Origin of the sequence: Streptomyces sp. NPDC051136 (assembly GCF_044455745.1) — a bacterium.
In the GTDB taxonomy this organism is placed as follows: Bacteria; Actinomycetota; Actinomycetes; order Streptomycetales; family Streptomycetaceae; genus Streptomyces.
On the sequence record NZ_JBITFE010000002.1, the window covers coordinates 298,462 to 315,724 of the forward strand.

A 17,263-nucleotide genomic window follows, 5' to 3' on the forward strand; every position below is an offset into this window, starting at 1 on the left:
CGGCCGTGACCGGCTACGACCGGTAGGTCAGCCCGTGCCCCACCGGGAAGAGCACCGTCTGCGGATCGTCCGCGCGCACCACCGGCACCGGCAGCTTCCCGCGCGGCCGCACCCGTCCGGCGATCACCCGGGCCGCCGCCCGCACCTCCACGTCGGTCCAGGAGTACGCGGCGAGTACGGCGGGGACTCCCGGGAGCTGGGCCACGTCGTACGGATTGCGGACGGCGACCGCGACGACCGGCTTCCCGGTCTCCGAGAGCCGCGTGACCAGGGTGCGCTGGCTGCTGCCCGCGGTCACGTTGTACGTGGCGACGACCACCGCGTCGGCGTCCCCGGCCGCCGCGACGGCGCGCTCGACGACGGCGGCGGAGGGCGCGGTCCCGGTGGACAGGGCGGTGGCCGTGAAGCCCAGCTCCGTCAACGCCTGCGCGAGGACACCGGTGGGCGGCCCGGTCGTGCCCGACGGCGAGGCCGGATCGGCGCCCACGACCAGCAGCCTGGGGTGCCTGCGGCGTGAAAGCGGCAGCAGCGGGCCCTCGTTGACCAGCAGCGTGGTGGACCGCTCGGCGATCCGGTCGGCCGCGGCCAGGTGCGCCCGGGTGCCGACGGTCCGGTCCACGTCCCGGCGCGTGGTGTACGCGTCCCGGAACAGCCCCAGCTTGGCCTTCAGCCGCAGCACGCGCAGGATCGATTCGTCGAGCCGCGCCTCGGTGAGTTCACCCTCCCGTACGGCCGTCAGGACGGCGTTCCAGGCGAGCGGCAGGTCGGGCGGGTTGAGCAACTGGTCCACGCCCGCCTTCAGCGCCAGCACCGGCACCCGCTCGTCGCCGTACTTCGTCCGTACGCCCTCCATGCCGAGGGAGTCGGTGACCACCACCCCGTCGTAGCCCAGCTCCTCGCGCAGGATGCCGGTGAGGATGGGACGGGACAGCGTCGCCGGGTCGCCGGAGTCGTCGAGCGCGGGCACCATCAGGTGGGCGGTCATGATGGCGTCGATGCCCGCCTCGATCGCGGCGCGGAAGGGCGGTGCGTCCAGCTTCTCCCACTGCTCGCGGGTGTGGGTGATGACCGGGAAGCCGGTGTGGCTGTCGGTGGCGGTGTCGCCGTGCCCGGGGAAGTGCTTGGCACAGGCGGCGACCCCCGAGCGCTGGTACCCCGTCACCTCGGCGGCCACCAGCTCCGCCACCGCCTCCGGGTCGGCGCCGAAGGACCGCACGCCGATCACCGGGTTGGCCGGGTTCACGTTCACGTCGGCGTCGGGGGCGTAGTCCTGACGGATGCCCAGCGCGCGCAGCTCGGCACCCGCGATCCGGCCGAGGGTGCGGGCGTCGGAGCGCGACCCGCTCGCCCCGACGGCCATCGCGCCCGGGAAGAGGGTGGCGGGAGCGCCCACGCGGGCCACTATCCCGTGCTCCTGGTCCGTGGAGATCAGCACCGGGAGGCCGCGCGCCTGCTCCAGGGACGCCTTCTGGATGCCGTTGGACAGGTCGGCGATCTGCTGCGGGTCGCGGGTGTTGTGCGCCCACGCGAAGTAGATGATGCCGCCGACCCGGTACCGGGCGATCAGCTCGGCCGCGGTGCGGACGCCGATCTCCTCCAGGTTGGCGTCGACGTCCGCCTGGTCGGGATCGGTCGCGGAGTGGCCGTAGACCCGCATGACGAAGAGCTGACCGACCTTCTCCTCCAGCGTCATCCGGGAGATGAGGCCGCGGAGCTTGTCGTCGTCGGGCCTGCGGGCGTCGGCGTACGCCGTGCCGCCCCCGGCCGCGAGAGCCGCGGTGACGACCGCGGTGGCGGTGAGGACGGTACGTCTGGAGGGCTGTGCGGTGCTTCCCGGGCCGGCCGTGCTGCTGTGGTGCACGTGCGCTCCTTCCGGAGGGCTGCTGAAGGAAACTGCCAAGGAGTCACCAATATCCGGGAAGTTTTCGCCAGTCAAGGGACAGCACACGAGTCGCCCGGGCGGCGGACGGGCCCCGGCGCCGCGGCCGAGCGCGTGGATGGCGCCTGCTCCGCCCCGCCCCGTCCCGCCCGGGTCGGGGCGGAGCTGGGGTCAGAGGGAGGCCACGGCCCCGGGCGCCGGGGTGCCGTGGGCCGAGGCGTCCGGCCAGCGGGCCCGCAGCGTACGGACCGTCTCCGCGATCGCCGGGCGGCGCGCCGCGCCCGTGCGCCACAGCGCGTACAGCCGCCGTACCGGCATCGGGTCGAGCGGCACCTCCACCACCCCCGCCGGCAGCGGGCCACGCCCCAGCCGGGGGATGAGGGCGATGCCGAGACCGGCCGCGACCAGCGCGACGAGCGTCGGGTTCTCGTCCGCCTGGTGCACGATGTCCGGCTCGTGACCGGCACCCCGCAGCGTCCGCAGCAGCCAGTCGTGGCACACCCGCCCGGGCGGCTGGCAGATCCACCGCTCCCCGCCCAGCTCCGCGCGCTTCACGGCGGTCCTCCCCGCGAGGCGGTGCCCCTCGGGCACCAGCAGGTCGCACAGGTCCTCGCCGATCGGTGCCTGCTCCACCCCGGCCGGCGCCGGCAGCGGGGCGATGTCCCAGTCGTGCGCCACCACCAGGTCGACGGCACCCTTGGCCACCAGGTCCACGGACAGGTGCGGGTCGACCTCGGTGAGCCGCGCGTCGAGCGCGGGGTGGCGCACCGCAAGGTCGGCCAGGACGGACGGCAGCAGCCCGCGCGCGGCCGACGCGAACGCGGCGATGGTCAGCCGCCCCGAGGGCACTCCGCGCCGCTCCTCCAGCCGGGTCTCCGCCCGCTCCACGAGGGCCAGCAGCTCCGTGGCCGCGTCGACCAGGTGCCAGGCGTCGTCGGTGAGCCGCACCCCGCGGCCCTCTCGTTCCAGGAGCACCGTCCTGGTCTCCCGCTCCAGCTTGGCGATCTGCTGCGACACGGCGGACGGGGTGAAGCCGAGCGCCGCCGCGGCCGCGCCGACCGTCCCGTGCACGGACACGGCGTGCAGGGCACGCAGACGCTGGAGGTCGAGCATGTCGGCTCCCTGTGGGGGACGAGGAAAGGACAGCGATGCTTCATCCAACCATGCAGAAATCATCGCTGGTGCTACACGGTCCTTCGGGTTGATCCTCGACGCATGCGACCTTCCCACCTCGTCCTCGCCGTGCTCGTCGCCGCCGTCTGGGGCGTGAACTTCACGGTCATCGAGATCGGCCTCGACCACTTCCCGCCGCTCCTCTTCTCCGCCCTGCGCTTCCTGGCCGCCGCGCTGCCCGCCGTCTTCCTGGTGGGCCGCCCCAAGGTGGCCTGGAAGTGGATCGTGGCGGTGGGACTGGTCCTGGGCGTGGCCAAGTTCGGCCTGGTCTTCGTGGGCATGGACGCGGGCATGCCGGCCGGACTGTCCTCCCTGGTCCTTCAGATCCAGGCGGTGTTCACCGCGGTGATCGCGGCCGTGGTGCTGCGTGAACGCCCCTCCCGCGTCCAGGTGCTGGGCATGCTGGTCGCGCTGTCCGGCATCGCGGTGGCGGCGGTCGACGAGGGCACCTCGGGCCCGCTGGGCGCGTTCCTGATGGTGATCGGCGCGGCGGCGGCGTGGGGCGTGTCCAACGTCCTGACGCGCAAGGCGTCCCCGCCCGACGCCCTGAACTTCATGGTGTGGGTCTCCACCGTCCCCGTGCTGCCCCTGCTGGCACTCTCCCTGCTCACCGAGGGCCCCGGCGAGGACCTCGCGGCGCTGCGCGCCCTGGACTGGCAGGGGGCGGGCACCATCCTCTTCGTCGCCTGGGTCTCGACCGTCTTCGGCTTCGGCGCCTGGGGCTGGCTGCTGCGCCGTCACCCCGCCTCGACGGTGGCGCCGTTCTCGCTCCTGGTCCCGGTCTTCGGCATGTCCTCGGCGGCCCTCTTCCTGGGCGAGGCGGTGACCCCGCTGCGCTGGTGCGCCGCGGCCCTTCTGGTGGGCGGGGTGGCCCTGACCACGCTCACCCCCGCCCGCAGGCGGCGGCGGGGGACGGTCGTCCGCACCTCCCCGGAATTCGCTGGACGCCTCCCCGCCCCGGCTGAAGAATCCGTCGGGTGACCTTCACTCTGAACGCCCCGGTCCTCGCAGGCACCCTGGTGCGACTGGAGCCGCTGGGGCATCAGCACGCGGCCGACCTCGAGGCGGCGGCGCAGGAGGACCGCGCCACCTACGCGTTCACCTGGGTCCCGGAGGCCGGCGAGGTCGGCGCCTACATCGACGCCCAGCTGGCCAGGGCGGCCACCGGATGGCTGGCGCCCTACGCGCAGGTCTCCCTCGCCACCGGCCGCGCCGTGGGTGCCACCTCCTACTGGGAGCCCCGCTCCTGGCTCACCGACGACGCGCTCGACGCCGTCGAGGTCGGCTTCACCTGGCTGGCCCGCTCCGCGCAGGGCACGGGCGTGAACGCCGAGGCCAAGCTCCTCCTGTTCCGCCACGCCTTCGAGGTCTGGGGCGTGTCCCGCGTCGACCTCAAGACCGACGCCCGCAACCGGCGCTCCCGCGCCGCGATCGAGAAGACCGGCGCCCGCTTCGAGGGCGTCCTGCGCAACTGGTCCCGCTCCTCGGTGCCGGGGGAGGAGGGCAGGCTGCGCGACTCCGCGATCTACTCGGTCACGTCGGCCGAGTGGCCGCGGTGCCGGGAGCGGCTGGAGAGCCGGGTGCGCTCGGGAGCGGTGCCGCCGGTGCCTACGCCGCGTCGCTGAGCAGCCGGGCGAGGTGTTCGCGTCCCCGCGCGAGCAGGTCGGGGAGCGGCGCGGCGGCCTCGTACCACCGCTTCTCGTACTCCCAGCACAGCCAGCCGTCCCAGCCGTGCCGGGACAGCACGTCCACCACCTCGGTGAGCGGCAGTACCCCGGCGCCCAGCGCCAGCGGCGTGGTGTCCTCGGCGGAGGCGATGTCCTTGACCTGCACGTAGCCCAGGTGCGGGGAGAGCGCCGCGTACGACTCCGTGGGCTGCTCCCCGCCCAGCCAGGTGTGCATCACGTCCCACAGGGCGCCGACCTGCCGGTGCCCGACCAGCCCGAGGACGCGCATCGCGTCGGCGCCCGTGCGGTGCGAGTCGTGGGTCTCCAGCAGGATGCGCACGCCGAGTCCGGTGGCGTACTCGGCGGCCGTGCCCAGCCGCCGGGCGGCCACCGCGTCGGCCTCCTCGGCGCTCTGGTCGGTGCCGCCGCCGGGGAAGACCCGGACGTAGGGGGCGCCGAGGTCGTGGGCGAGGTCCAGCAGGCCCCGCACCTCGGCGATCACGGCGTCGTCGTCACCGGGCGCGGCGACCCGCACGTACCCGGCCACACCGAGCGGTTCGACACCGGCCGCCTTGAACTCGGCGGCCACCGCCGCCCGTTCGTCGGGACCGAGGCCCGGATGGACCGGTTCCTCGGGATGGGCGCGCAACTCGACACCGTGGTAACCGTGCGCGGTCGCGAGCCCCAGCACGTCGGCCAGGGGCAGTCCGGGAACACCGAGAGTGGAGAACGCCAGCTTCATGCCCACGGAGCGTACCCGCGATCACATGTTTTACCGGTCGACGCGGACCGGTGAATCCAGTCCGATCACACGGCAACGCAGGCCGACACTCCCAGCCCGCCCGCACGGCAACGCGGGCCGGCATCCCAGTCCGTCTGCACGGCAACGCAGACCGGCATCCCAGTCCGTCCGCACGGCAACGCGGGCCGGCATCTCAGCCCGTCCGGCGTTTGAGGACGAGGCCCGTTCAGGGCCGAAGGGGGGTCTGGGGGCGCAGCCCCCAGAACGGCCACCCCGACGCGGGCCCACCGCGACGACCAACGTCCCGTCTCACCCCCGCGACCGTCCGGAGGACCCCCGCGGCCGTCCGGAGGACCCCCGCACCAGCAACTCCCCCCGCACCGTGGCGATCCCGCCCGCCGGCGCCTCCTCCCGCCCCATCGCGACCCGCCCCGCCCGCGCTCCCGCCTCCGCCAGCGGCAGCCGCACCGTCGTCAGCGCGGGCACCGCGTCGATGCTGAACGGCAGGTCGTCGAAGCCGGCCACGGACACGTCGTCCGGGATCCGCAGCCCCGAGTCGCGCAGCGCCGCGCACGCGCCCAGCGCGACCGTGTCGTTCGCGGCGACGACCGCGGTCAACGAGGGGTCCCTGCGCAGCAGTTCAAGCGTGGCCTCGTAGCCCGCCTGCCGGTCGTAGCGGCCGTGGACCGTCCAGCGGGGGTCCTCCTCGATGCCGTGCGCGGCGAGCGCGGTGCGGTGCCCCTCCAGCCGGTGCCGGGTCGTGGTCCGTTCCTCGGGACCCGCGATGTAGCCGAGCCGCCGGTGCCCGAGGCCGATCAGGTGCTCGGTCAGCTCCCGCCCGCCCCCGCGGTTGTCGAAGGTGAGCGCGATCGCCCCGGTGTCCGGCGCCGGCGGCCGCCCGCACAGCACCACCCGGGTCCCGGCCTCCGTGAGCCTGCGCAGCTTCGCCGCCACCGCGGCCTGGTGGACCCCGTCCTCCATCGCCCCGCCGGTCAGCACCACGGCCGCCGCCCGCTGCCGTTGGAGCAGCGTGAGGTAGGTCAGCTCGCGCTCCGGGGTGCCGCCGGTGTTGCAGACCACGGCGAGTCTCTCGCCGCCCGCTCTGCCGCCGGGACCGCCGATCTCGGACTGGACGGCGCCGGCCATGATGCCGAAGAACGGGTCGGCGATGTCGTTGACGAGGATGCCCACCAGGTCGGAGGTGGCCGCGGCCAGCGCGCTCGCGGGGCCGTTGAGCACGTAGTCCAGTTCGTCGACCGCCTTGAGCACCCGCTCCCGGGTGGACGCGGCCACGGGGTAGTTCCCGTTCAGCACGCGCGACACCGTCGCGGGGGAGACCTGGGCGCGGGCCGCCACGTCCGCCAGTGTCACCGTCATGTCCTCGTCCTCCGCATCGCGCGTGTGAGCCGAACGCCGTACCGGGTGACCCTACGGCCACCGCCCGCCGCCGTACGTCCCCTCGAACAACTCACCCGAACCCCACCCGAACCGCGGTCTTGTCCGGACCACCGTCCACAGGCTAGCTTCGTTCTGTATAGAAAGCGCTTGCTGTACGGCTCGGGCTCGATCCGCGGCTCGCGGCATGGCTCGTACGAAGGGAATGACGTGACACGCAAGACGGTGCGTATCGCCATGAACGGTGTGACCGGGCGCATGGGCTACCGCCAGCACCTGGTCCGCTCCATCCTGGCGCTGCGCGAACAGGGCGGCCTCGACCTCGGCGACGGCACCGTGCTGTGGCCGGAGCCGGTCCTGGTCGGCCGCCGCGAGCACGCGCTGCGGGCGCTGGCCGAGCGGCACGGGCTGGAGCACGTCTCCACGGACCTGGACGCGGTACTGGCCGACGACGGCGTCGAGATCTACTTCGACGCCCAGGTGACCTCGGCCCGCGAGGAGGCGCTCACGAAGGCGATCGCCGCGGGCAAGCACATCTACACCGAGAAGCCCACCGCCACCGGCCTCGACGGCGCCCTCGCACTCGCCCGCCTGGCCCGGGACAAGGGCGTCAAGCACGGCGTCGTCCAGGACAAGCTCTTCCTCCCCGGCCTGCTCAAGCTCAAGCGCCTGATCGACGGCGGCTTCTTCGGCCGGATCCTGTCCGTGCGCGGCGAGTTCGGCTACTGGGTCTTCGAGGGCGACTGGCAGGAGGCGCAGCGCCCGTCCTGGAACTACCGCGCCGAGGACGGCGGCGGCATCGTCGTCGACATGTTCCCGCACTGGGAGTACGTCCTGCACGAGCTGTTCGGCCGGGTGAAGTCCGTCCAGGCCCTCACCGCCACCCACGTCCCCGAGCGCTGGGACGAGAAGGGCAAGCCCTACGACGCCACCGCCGACGACGCCGCGTACGGCGTCTTCGAGCTCGACGGCGGCGCGATCGCGCAGATCAACTCCTCCTGGGCGGTCCGCGTGCACCGGGACGAGCTGGTCGAGTTCCAGGTCGACGGCACCGAGGGCTCCGCCGTCGCGGGCCTGCGGCGCTGCCGCGTCCAGCACCGCTCGGCCACCCCGAAGCCGGTGTGGAACCCGGACATCCCCGCCACCGAGGTCTTCCGCGACCAGTGGCAGGAGGTGCCCGACAACGGGGAGTTCGACAACGGCTTCAAGGCGCAGTGGGAGCTGTTCCTCAAGCACGTCTACGCCGACGCCCCCTACCACTGGGACCTGCTGGCCGGCGCGCGCGGCGTCCAGCTCGCCGAGCTGGGCCTGAAGTCCTCCGCGGAGGGCCGCCGCCTCGACGTACCGGAGATCGGACTGTGACCCTCCACCTGCCGGGCCCCGACGGCACCCTGCGCGCCTACGAACCCCGCACCGAGCCGCTGACGCTTTCCCCGGGAAGCGCTTTCACCTCCCGTACGGTCTTCTCGGCCGCGCACGTCGTGGCCGACCCGTACGCGGACACCACCCCCGACGCGCCCGCCGCCGTCGACTGGGACGCCACCCTCGCCTTCCGCCGCCACCTGTGGTCGCACGGGCTGGGCGTCGCCGAGGCGATGGACACCGCACAGCGGGGCATGGGCCTGGACTGGCCCACGGCGGCCGAGCTGATCCGCCGCTCCGCCGCCGAGGCGAAGGCGGCCGGCGGCCGCATCGCCTGCGGCGTGGGCACGGACCAGCTGACCGCGACCGCCGGCACCACCCTCGCCGACGTCCGCACGGCGTACGAGGAACAACTGGCCGTCGTCGAGGAGTCGGGCGCCCGGTCGATCCTGATGGCCTCCCGCGCCCTCGCCGCCACCGCGCGGACCCCGGACGACTACCTGGAGGTCTACGGCCACCTCCTGCGCCAGGCCGCCGAGCCGGTGATCCTGCACTGGCTGGGCCCGATGTTCGACCCGGCCCTGGAGGGCTACTGGGGCTCCGCCGACCTGGACGCGGCGACCGGCACCTTCCTGGAGGTCATCGCCGCCCACCCCGACAAGGTCGACGGCATCAAGGTCTCCCTCCTGGACGCCGGGCGCGAGGTCGCCCTGCGCCGCCGTCTCCCCCAGGGCGTGCGCTGCTACACCGGCGACGACTTCCACTACCCCGAGCTGATCGCGGGCGACGACCAGGGCTTCAGCCACGCCCTGCTCGGCATCTTCGACCCGCTGGGCCCGCTGGCCGCCGAGGCGGTCCGCGTCCTCGACACCGGGGACACCGACGGTTTCCGCGCGCTCCTCGACCCCACGGTCGAACTCTCCCGGCACCTCTTCCAGGCCCCCACCCGCTACTACAAGACGGGCGTGGTCCTCCTGGCCTGGCTGGCCGGCCACCAGAGCCACTTCACCATGGTCGGCGGCCTCCAGTCGGCGCGCTCCCTGCCGCACTTCGCCCGCGCCTACGAACTCGCCGACGGCCTCGGCCTGTTCCCGGACCCGAAGCTCGCCGAGGAGCGCATGCGGAACCTGCTCGCGCTGTACGGAGTGAACCGATGAGTGACCCTGACCTGACCCGCTTCAGCATCAACCAGATGACGGTCAAGCAGCTCTCGCTGCCCGAACTGACCGCCGCCTGCCGCGACCTGGGCGTCGGCAACGTCGGCCTGTGGCGCGAGCCGGTGCAGGCCTACGGCGTGGAGGCGGCCGCGAAGCTCGTCCGGGACGCGGGCCTGCGGGTCACCACCCTGTGCCGCGGCGGCTTCCTCACGGCGACCGACCCCGGGGAGCGGGCCGCGGCCCTGGCCGACAACCGCCGCGCCGTCGACGAGGCCGCCGCCCTCGGCACCGACACCCTGGTCCTGGTCTCGGGCGGCCTGCCGGCCGGCGAAAAGGACCTGCGCGCCGCCCGGGAACGCATCGCGGACGCGCTGGCGGAGCTGGCACCGTACGCCGAACAGCACGGCGTACGCCTGGCCATCGAACCGCTGCACCCCATGTACGCCGCCGACCGCTGCGTGGTCTCCACCCTCACCCAGGCGCTGGACCTCGCCGAACGCTTCCCGGCCCACCAGGTCGGCGTCACCGTCGACACGTACCACATCTGGTGGGACGACCGGGCCCCCGAGCAGATCGCGCGGGCCGGTGCGGGCGGGCGCATCCACACCTTCCAGCTCGCCGACTGGACCACCCCCCTGCCCGAGGGCGTCCTCAACGGCCGCGGCCAGATCGGCGACGGCGCGATCGACATGCGCGAGTGGAAGGCGTACGTCGAGGCGGCCGGGTACACCGGCCCGATCGAGGTCGAGCTGTTCAACGAGGGGCTGTGGGCCCGGGACGGGCGGGAGGTGCTGGCCGAGACGGCGGCCCGGTTCGCCGCGCACGCCGGTGACGCACCGGCGGACACGGACCCCGGAAAATAATTCCGGCGACCGTGCAACCCTCCCGGGGGTCCGCTGGTCGTACTGGGCATCGGAACTCCCGTGGGGGTACCCGGGGGGGAAATCCCGGAGTTCCGAAGGGGAGGGGAAACCCGAGGGGGCCCGGTCGACGACCGGGCCCCCTCAAACGCCGCCGGGTGTCCCGAGAGCGGGCCGCGACGGGCTGCGGGCGACGGGCGGTCCGCGACGGGCGGCCGTCAGAAGAAGACCCCGCACCGCAGCAGCACGTTGGCGTACGGCCGGGCCTCCCCGGTGCGCACGATCAGCCGGGCGCCCGCAGCCAGTTCCTTCAGCCGTTCGTGCGGGACGAGGGCGAGGGCCGGAAAGAGCCCGTCGAGCAGCGCGGCGCACTCCGCGTTGGCCTCCCGGACCTCCGTCGCCGCCGTCGCACCCTCGACGACCAGCTCGCCGAGCAGACCGTCCAGCACCTCCGCGAACGACGGCACCCCGGCCCGGAAGGCCAGGTCGACGACGCGCGGCCCGTCGGGGACGGGCATGCCCGCGTCGCACACCAGGACCCCGTCGCCGTGGCCGAGTCCGGCGAGGGCGCCCGCGAGCTGCCGGTTGAGTATCCCCGCCTTCTTCACAGCGCCTCGGCCTCCGCCGCCGTCGGATAGGACTCCTGCGCCCCCGCCTTGGTGACCGCCGCCGCGCCCACCCGGGCCGCGTACGCCGCCGCTTCGGCGAGCGACTCGCCGGTGCCGAGCCGCCAGGCCAGTGCCGCGGTGAACGCGTCACCGGCGCCGGTCGTGTCCACGGCGTCCACCTTCACGGACGGCACCCGGGTCACGCCCCCGGCCGCCGAGGCCACCAGCGCGCCCTCGGCGCCCAGGGTCACCACCACCGAGCGCGGGCCCTTGGCCAGCAGCAGCGCGGCCCAGTCCTCCGGGCGTTCGCTCACGCAGGCGTCGCCGAGGACGACCTTCGCCTCGTGCTCGTTGACGATCAGCGGGTCGCAGGCCGCCAGCACCTCCTGCGGAAGCGGCCTCGGCGGCGACGGGTTCAGCACGAAGCGGCTGTCCGGCGCGAGGGAGCGGACGACCTCCACGACCGTCTCCAGCGGGATCTCCAACTGCGTGGAGACCACCCGGGAGGCGTGGAACAGGCTGGCCGCGGCGCGCACGTCGCCCGGCCCCAGCCGCCCGTTGGCGCCCGGCGAGACCACGATGCTGTTGTCCCCGGACGGGTCGACGGTGATCAGCGCGACCCCGGTCGGGGCGCCGCCCACCAGGACACCGACCGTGTCGACGCCGGCCGCTCGCTGCGCGTCGAGCAGCAGCCGGCCGTGCGCGTCGTCGCCGACCCGGGCCAGCAGGGCGGTGCGGGCACCGAGCCGGGCGGCGGCGACGGCCTGGTTGCCGCCCTTGCCGCCCGGATGGACGGCCAGGTCGGAGCCGAGCACCGTCTCACCGGCCCCGGGCCGCCGCTCGACGCCGATCACCAGGTCGGCGTTGGCCGACCCCACGACCAGCAGGTCGTAGTCGTACATCAGTCGTTCTCCGATCGCATGCACCGAATGAATCGAGCGGGTGAATCAGGACGGGGCGGGCGGACGGCCGCCGTGACCGCCCGCCCGCCCGCGCACCCGACGGGCCGGGCTCAGCCCTCGAAGCCCGCCACGTTCTCCTTGGTGACGACCTTCACGGGCACCTTCACCGTCTGCTCCACCTTCTCGTCCTCGGCCGCCCGCAGCGCGTTCCGTACGGCGATCCTGCCCAGTTCCGTCGGCTGCTGCGCGACGGACGCGTACAGCGAGCCCGCCTCCACCGCCTTCAGCCCGTCCGGGGTGCCGTCGAAGCCGACGACCTGGACCGACTTGCCGGCCTTGGAGCCCAGCGCCTTGACGGCGCCCAGCGCCATCTCGTCGTTCTCCGCGAAGACGCCGTCGACGTCGGGGTGCGCCTGGAGCAGGTTGGTCATCACGTCCAGGCCCTTGGTGCGGTCGAAGTCCGCGGGCTGCTTGGCGACGACCTTGATGCCCGGGTACTCCTTCAGCCCGGCCGCGAAGCCCGCCCCGCGCTCCCGGCTGGCGGAGGTGCCGGCCTGGCCCTGGAGGACGACGATCGTGCCCTTGCCGCCGAGCTTCTCGGCGAGCGCCTTGGCGCCCAGCTCACCGCCCTCGACGTTGTCGGAGGCGACCAGCGCGGACGTCTCGGCCTTGTTGACGCCGCGGTCCACGGCGACGACGGGGATGTCGTCCTTGTTCGCCGAGCGCACCGAGGGACCGGCGGCGTCGGAGTCCACCGGGTTGACGATGACCGCGGACAGGCCGCCGCTGACGAAGTTCTGCAACTGGTTGGCCTGCTGGGAGGCGTCGTTCTGGGCGTCCGTGACCGTCAGGTCCACGCCCAGCTTCTTCGCCTCCTCCTCGGCGCCGTTCCTGATCTGCACGAAGAACGGGTTGTTGAGCGTGGACAGCGACAGTCCGATCTTCTGGTCCTTGCCGCCGGAGGAGCCGTTGTGCAGCAGCGAGGTCGCGCCGACGACGGCCACCGCGACGACGGCCGCGATCACGTAGGTCAGCGCCTGCTTGCCCCGGTTGCCGCCGCCGGACGCCCCGGCCGCCGGAGTGACCGCGCCCGCCTTGCGGCGCAGGGTGTCGAAGAGCACCGCCAGCGCGATGACGACACCGATGACGACCTGCTGCCAGAACGCGGAGACGGACAGCAGGTTGAGGCCGTTGCGCAGCACCGCGAGGATCAGCGCGCCGATCAGCGTCCCCGACGCCTTGCCGGTGCCGCCCGCCAGCGAGGCACCGCCGATGACGACGGCGGCGATGGCGTCCAGCTCGTAGCCCTGCGCGGCCTGCGGCTGCGCGGAGGCCAGCCGGGAGGCGAGCACGATGCCCGCGGCGGCGGCGAACAGACCGGAGAACGCGTAGATGGCGAGCTTCTGCCGCTTCACCCGCAGCCCGGACAGCCGCGCGGCCTCCTCGTTGCCGCCGATGGCGTACATGGACCGGCCGATGTACGTGCGTCCGAGGACGAAGGCCGTGATCAGCCCCATCACGATCATCACGAGCACCGGCACCGGCAGCCACCCGCCGAGGGTGTCGCCGAGGTGCGAGACCGAGTCCGGGAAGGCGATCGGCGAACCCTGCGAGATGACCAGCGACAGACCGCGCCCCACCGACAGCATGGCCAGCGTCGCGATGAACGGCGGCAGCTTCCCGTAGGAGATGAGGAAGCCGTTGACCAGGCCGCAGGCGATGCCCGTCAGGACCGACAGCAGCACCGCGAGCGCGACCGGTATGCCGGCCTCGGTGGCGCTCCAGGCCAGCACCGTGGCCGACAGCGCGGCGACCGAACCGACCGACAGGTCGATGCCCGCCGAGACGATGACGAAGGTGACGCCGAAGGCGAGGATCGCGGTGACGGCGGCCTGGACGCCGACGTTGAGCAGGTTGTCGGTGGTCAGGAAGTCCCCGGACAGCGCCGACATGGCGATGACGAGGACGATCAGCGCGGTCAGTGCGCCGTTGTCGAGCAGCAGGCGGCGCAGACCGCCCGTGGCGCCCTGCGCGCCCGGCTTGCTCTTGAGCGTGTCAGTGGCCACGGGAGGCCTCCGTTCCGTCCGTTCCGTCGGTGTGGGGGGAGTCGCTGGTGTGCGTGCTGACGGCGAGTGCCATCACGGCGTCCTGGGTGGCCCGTTCGGCGGGGAGTTCACCCGCGACGCGGCCCTGCGCCATGACGACCACGCGGTCGCTCATGCCGAGGACCTCCGGCAGATCGCTGGAGATCATCAGCACGGCTGCCCCGGCCGCGGTCAGTTCGTTGACGAGCTGGTAGATCTCGACCTTGGCGCCGACGTCGATGCCGCGCGTCGGCTCGTCGAGGATCAGCACCTTGGTGTCCGCCAGCAGCCACTTGCCGATGACGACCTTCTGCTGGTTGCCGCCGGACAGTGTCCGCACGTGCTGCCCGAGCCCGGCCATCCGCACGCCGAGCTGCTGGGCGATCCGCTCGGCCGCCGCGTGCTGTCCCTTGAGGTCGACGAGTCCGGCGCGGGCGGTGGACCGGAGCGTGACGAGCCCGAGGTTCTCCTCGACGGAGGCGTCGAGCACGAGCCCCTGTCCCTTGCGGTCCTCGGGGACCAGCCCGATCCCGGCGGCCATGGCCGCGTTCACGTCGTGCCGGCGCAGCGGCGCGCCCGCCACGTGCACGGTCCCCGCGTCGTACGGGTCGGCGCCGAACACCGCCCGCACCACCTCCGTGCGCCCGGCCCCGACCAGCCCCGCGATGCCGACGACCTCACCGGCCCGCACCTCGAAGCCCACGTCGTGGAAGACGCCGTCCCGGGTGAGTCCCTCCACCTTGAGCAGGGGCTCGCCGGCGCCGGTGCGCTCGCGCGGGTACTGCTGCTCGATGGACCGTCCGACCATGAGCCGCACCAGCTCGTCCTCGGGGGTGGCGGCGGGCACCTGCCCGACGCTGCGGCCGTCCCGGATCACGGTGACCCGGTCGCCGAGCGCGGCGATCTCCTCCAGGTGATGGGTGATGAAGACGATCCCGACGCCGTCCTCGCGCAGCCGCCGCACGATGGCGAACAGCTTCTCGACCTCCTCGGAGGTCAGTACGGCGGTCGGCTCGTCCATGATGAGCACGCGCGCGTCGAGGCTGAGCGCCTTGGCGATCTCGACCATCTGGAGCCGTGCGATCCCGAGTTCGCGCACCCGGGCGCGGGGGGACACGCTGACCCCGACCCGCTTCAGGAGCACCTCGGCGTCGGCCTCCATCCGCTTCCGGTCGATCATGCCGAACCGGCGCGGCTGGCGGCCCAGGAAGATGTTCTCGGCGACCGTCAGGTCGGGGACCAGGTTGAACTCCTGGTAGATCGTGGCGATCCCGAGGCGCTCGGCGTCCTGCGCGCCGTGGATGCGCACCTCCTCGCCGCCGGCCAGGATCCGCCCGGCGTCGGGCGTGTAGGCGCCGGAGAGCATCTTGATGAGCGTGCTCTTGCCCGCGCCGTTCTCACCGAGGAGCACGTGCACCTCGCCCCGGCGCAGGTCGAAGTCGACGCTGTCGAGCGCGACCACACCGGGGAAGGTCTTGCGGATGCCCTCGATGCGCAGCAACTCGTCCGGACTGCGGCTGCTCACGGCGTACTCCTTCGTACGGGGGACGGGGACGGGGTCGTGGGGGCGGGTTCACCGGGTTCGCCGGGTTCACCGGGTTCGCCGCACGAGCGGCGTACGACGAGCCGCGCCGGGAGGGCGACGGACTCCCCGGCCCGCCCCGCGATCCGCTCGACCAGGGCGCGTACGGCGGCGCGGCCGAGGTCGCGGGTGGGCTGGGCGATCGCGGTGACGGGCGGATCGGTGTGCACGAACCACGGGATGTCGTCGAACGCGGCCAGCGCTATGTCCTCGGGGACCCGCAGTCCCCGCGCGCGTACGGCGTCCAGCGCGCCGAGCGCCATCAGGTTGTCGGCGGCGAAGACGGCCCCGGGCGGCTCGGGCAGGTCGAGGAAGCCCTCGGTGACCCGGCGTCCGCTGCCGGCCTGGAAGTCGCCCTGGCCGATGTAGGCGTCGGGCAGCGGGAGCCCGTACGCGCCGAGCGCCTCGCGGAAGGCGTCGACGCGCTCGCGTCCGGTGGTCGTGGCGGCGGGCCCGGCGATGATCGCGAGCCGGCGGTGCCCGAGCCCGTAGAGGTGCGCGACCAGGTCCCGTACCGACGCGCGCCCGTCGGACCGCACCACGGGCACGTCCACGCCCGGGATCCACCGGTCGACGAAGACCATCGGCGTCCCGGCCCGCGCGGCCTCCAGCATGCGCGGGGAGCCGCCGTCGGTGGGGGAGACGAGCAGCCCGTCGATCCGCCGGTCGAGGAGCGTGGTGACGTGGTGGTCCTGGAGGTCGGGACGTTCGTCGGCGTTGCCGATGATGACGCTGTAGCCGAGTGCGCGGGCCTCCTCCTCGACGGAGCGGGCCAGCTCGGTGAAGTACGGGTTCATCACGTCGCTGATGACCAGGCCCAGGGTGCGGGTCCGGTCGGTGCGCAGGGAGCGGGCGACGGCGTTCGGCCGGTAGCCCAGCGTCTCGACGGCGGCCAGTACGCGGGCGCGGGCGGCGGGGCTGACCGAGGGGTGGCCGTTGAGCGCCCGCGAGACCGTGGCGACGGACACGCCCGCCTCGGCGGCAACGTCCTTGATGCTCGCCATCGTCGTTCCACCTCCTCGTGGAATCGATTACACGGAGGATTGGAAACGATTACACGCGAGGGTTTCAAGGGATGGGGCCCCGCCGAGACCCAATCGTGACCGGGGGCGGGGGCGGGACGGCCCCGTTCCGGTGGCTACGGCGAGACGAACGGACCCGGGACGCGGTCGATCACGCGCTCTCCTCCCGGCGGGCGCGGAAGGCGCCCGCAACAGCCGCCAGGACCGCCGCCTGCGCGGCCTGTTCCGGGAGGTGCGGGTCCGGATCGGCCCGCAGCAGCACCGACCGGTGGTAGACCGGCGCCGTGGCGGCGATCAGCAGGCTCCGCGCGTCCACGTGCCGGCCGGGGAGTTCACCGCGCTCGACGGCACGCTCGACGAGGATCTCGCACTGGGCGTACCGGTCCGTCCACAGCTGTGTCTGGGCCCGCGCGGCCTGTTCGGAGTGGAACGAGGCGGCCATCAGGGCGACGGCGAACGACGGCCGCACGACCAGGGACTCCTGGATCTCCCGGTTCAGGGTGGTCAGGTCGCCGCGCAGCGAGCCGGTGTCCGGCGGCTGCCAGTCGATCTCGCCGGCGGCGCCGATCACGTCGGCGAGCAGGCCGCCGACGTCGCGCCAGCGGCGGTAGACCGTGGCGCGGTGCACGCCCGCTCGCGCCGCGACCCCCTCCATCGTGAGTCCTTCGTGCCCGCGCTCGGCGAGTTCGGCGCGCACGGCGTCGAGAACCTGGGCGCGGACGCGGGCGGTGCGGCCGCCCGGCCGGCGGTCCGTCGTGTCCAGTGGGTCCGTCATCGGCGATCCAGTATCCGGTTGATCAAGGCGGCAGGGCTGTGCCAGCATCCTAATG

The 17,263-nt window shown here is 73.5% G+C and carries 15 protein-coding genes; 5 read left to right on the top strand and 10 right to left on the bottom strand.

From position 1 onward, the window contains the following. Window positions 1-13: 13 nt before the first annotated feature. Both ACIBCJ_RS06930 and ACIBCJ_RS06935 read right to left on the bottom strand, forming a co-directional pair. The gene (locus ACIBCJ_RS06930) at window positions 14-1,861 is read right to left on the bottom strand and encodes a glycoside hydrolase family 3 protein (protein ID WP_365979049.1); all 1,848 of its coding nucleotides are present in this window, start codon (window positions 1,859-1,861) and stop codon (window positions 14-16) included. Between the two features lie 189 nt (window positions 1,862-2,050). Further along, complete coding sequence (locus ACIBCJ_RS06935; protein WP_362503804.1) at window positions 2,051-2,992, bottom strand: LysR family transcriptional regulator; 942 nt, start codon at window positions 2,990-2,992, stop codon at window positions 2,051-2,053. Between the two features lie 102 nt (window positions 2,993-3,094). Between ACIBCJ_RS06935 and ACIBCJ_RS06940 the strand changes: the two genes are divergently transcribed. Together ACIBCJ_RS06940 and ACIBCJ_RS06945 are read left to right on the top strand one after the other, a co-directional pair. Beyond that, complete coding sequence (locus ACIBCJ_RS06940; RefSeq protein ID WP_362094872.1) at window positions 3,095-4,033, top strand: EamA family transporter; 939 nt, start codon at window positions 3,095-3,097, stop codon at window positions 4,031-4,033. Further along, entirely contained in the window at window positions 4,030-4,677 is a 648-nt protein-coding gene (locus tag ACIBCJ_RS06945) for a GNAT family protein (protein ID WP_365979050.1), read from the top strand. The genes ACIBCJ_RS06940 and ACIBCJ_RS06945 overlap by 4 nt, the downstream gene beginning before the upstream one ends. Here the strand turns inward: ACIBCJ_RS06945 and ACIBCJ_RS06950 are convergent. Next, window positions 4,661-5,461 carry a sugar phosphate isomerase/epimerase family protein gene (locus ACIBCJ_RS06950; protein ID WP_365979051.1) on the bottom strand — a complete coding sequence of 267 codons (801 nt, stop codon included), beginning with the start codon at window positions 5,459-5,461 and terminating at the stop codon, window positions 4,661-4,663. The two genes, ACIBCJ_RS06945 and ACIBCJ_RS06950, sit on opposite strands and share 17 nt — an antisense overlap. Before the next feature lie 309 nt (window positions 5,462-5,770). Next, window positions 5,771-6,838: a LacI family DNA-binding transcriptional regulator gene (locus ACIBCJ_RS06955; protein WP_365979052.1), complete on the bottom strand. Its 1,068-nt coding sequence runs from the start codon at window positions 6,836-6,838 to the stop codon at window positions 5,771-5,773. A gap of 228 nt (window positions 6,839-7,066) precedes the next feature. On the opposite strand from ACIBCJ_RS06955, the gene ACIBCJ_RS06960 reads away from it, so the two are divergent. From ACIBCJ_RS06960 to ACIBCJ_RS06970, 3 genes are read left to right on the top strand one after another with little or no spacing between them, the layout of a single operon-like run. Further along, window positions 7,067-8,218 carry a Gfo/Idh/MocA family oxidoreductase gene (locus ACIBCJ_RS06960; protein WP_362094884.1) on the top strand — a complete coding sequence of 384 codons (1,152 nt, stop codon included), beginning with the start codon at window positions 7,067-7,069 and terminating at the stop codon, window positions 8,216-8,218. Continuing rightward, window positions 8,215-9,375, top strand: a complete 1,161-nt coding sequence (locus ACIBCJ_RS06965) for a dihydrodipicolinate synthase family protein (RefSeq protein WP_362094887.1) — start codon at window positions 8,215-8,217, stop codon at window positions 9,373-9,375. The genes ACIBCJ_RS06960 and ACIBCJ_RS06965 overlap by 4 nt, the downstream gene beginning before the upstream one ends. Further along, the gene (locus ACIBCJ_RS06970) at window positions 9,372-10,238 is read left to right on the top strand and encodes a sugar phosphate isomerase/epimerase family protein (RefSeq protein WP_365979053.1); all 867 of its coding nucleotides are present in this window, start codon (window positions 9,372-9,374) and stop codon (window positions 10,236-10,238) included. The genes ACIBCJ_RS06965 and ACIBCJ_RS06970 overlap by 4 nt, the downstream gene beginning before the upstream one ends. Window positions 10,239-10,453: 215 nt before the next feature. Here the strand turns inward: ACIBCJ_RS06970 and rbsD are convergent, their stop codons facing one another. From rbsD to ACIBCJ_RS07000, 6 genes are all read right to left on the bottom strand, one after another. After that, window positions 10,454-10,843, bottom strand: coding sequence for a D-ribose pyranase (gene rbsD, locus ACIBCJ_RS06975; RefSeq protein WP_362503816.1), 390 nt, complete (start codon window positions 10,841-10,843; stop codon window positions 10,454-10,456). Then, window positions 10,840-11,745, bottom strand: a complete 906-nt coding sequence (locus ACIBCJ_RS06980) for a ribokinase (protein ID WP_365979054.1) — start codon at window positions 11,743-11,745, stop codon at window positions 10,840-10,842. Before ACIBCJ_RS06980 ends, rbsD begins: the two co-directional genes overlap by 4 nt. A 110-nt stretch (window positions 11,746-11,855) precedes the next feature. Next, window positions 11,856-13,811, bottom strand: coding sequence for a substrate-binding domain-containing protein (locus ACIBCJ_RS06985; RefSeq protein ID WP_362503819.1), 1,956 nt, complete (start codon window positions 13,809-13,811; stop codon window positions 11,856-11,858). Then, window positions 13,801-15,354, bottom strand: coding sequence for a sugar ABC transporter ATP-binding protein (locus tag ACIBCJ_RS06990; RefSeq protein WP_362503822.1), 1,554 nt, complete (start codon window positions 15,352-15,354; stop codon window positions 13,801-13,803). Before ACIBCJ_RS06990 ends, ACIBCJ_RS06985 begins: the two co-directional genes overlap by 11 nt. Further along, the gene (locus ACIBCJ_RS06995) at window positions 15,351-16,415 is read right to left on the bottom strand and encodes a LacI family DNA-binding transcriptional regulator (RefSeq protein ID WP_365979055.1); all 1,065 of its coding nucleotides are present in this window, start codon (window positions 16,413-16,415) and stop codon (window positions 15,351-15,353) included. Before ACIBCJ_RS06995 ends, ACIBCJ_RS06990 begins: the two co-directional genes overlap by 4 nt. Before the next feature lie 169 nt (window positions 16,416-16,584). Next, a complete protein-coding gene (locus ACIBCJ_RS07000; RefSeq protein ID WP_365979056.1) occupies window positions 16,585-17,208 on the bottom strand; it encodes a TetR/AcrR family transcriptional regulator in 624 nt (207 codons plus the stop codon). Window positions 17,209-17,263: the final 55 nt, after the last annotated feature.

Bases quoted from the DNA above. Each gene is read 5' to 3' on its own strand.
- ACIBCJ_RS06935 (WP_362503804.1), bottom strand. From the start codon at position 2,992: ATGCTCGACCTCCAGCGTCTGCGTGCCCTGCACGCCGTGTCCGTGCAC.
- ACIBCJ_RS06940 (WP_362094872.1), top strand. From the start codon at position 3,095: ATGCGACCTTCCCACCTCGTCCTCGCCGTGCTCGTCGCCGCCGTCTGG.
- ACIBCJ_RS06950 (WP_365979051.1), bottom strand. From the start codon at position 5,461: ATGAAGCTGGCGTTCTCCACTCTCGGTGTTCCCGGACTGCCCCTGGCC.
- ACIBCJ_RS06955 (WP_365979052.1), bottom strand. From the start codon at position 6,838: ATGACGGTGACACTGGCGGACGTGGCGGCCCGCGCCCAGGTCTCCCCC.
- ACIBCJ_RS06970 (WP_365979053.1), top strand. From the start codon at position 9,372: ATGAGTGACCCTGACCTGACCCGCTTCAGCATCAACCAGATGACGGTC.
- ACIBCJ_RS06980 (WP_365979054.1), bottom strand. From the start codon at position 11,745: ATGTACGACTACGACCTGCTGGTCGTGGGGTCGGCCAACGCCGACCTG.
- ACIBCJ_RS06995 (WP_365979055.1), bottom strand. From the start codon at position 16,415: ATGGCGAGCATCAAGGACGTTGCCGCCGAGGCGGGCGTGTCCGTCGCC.
- ACIBCJ_RS07000 (WP_365979056.1), bottom strand. From the start codon at position 17,208: ATGACGGACCCACTGGACACGACGGACCGCCGGCCGGGCGGCCGCACC.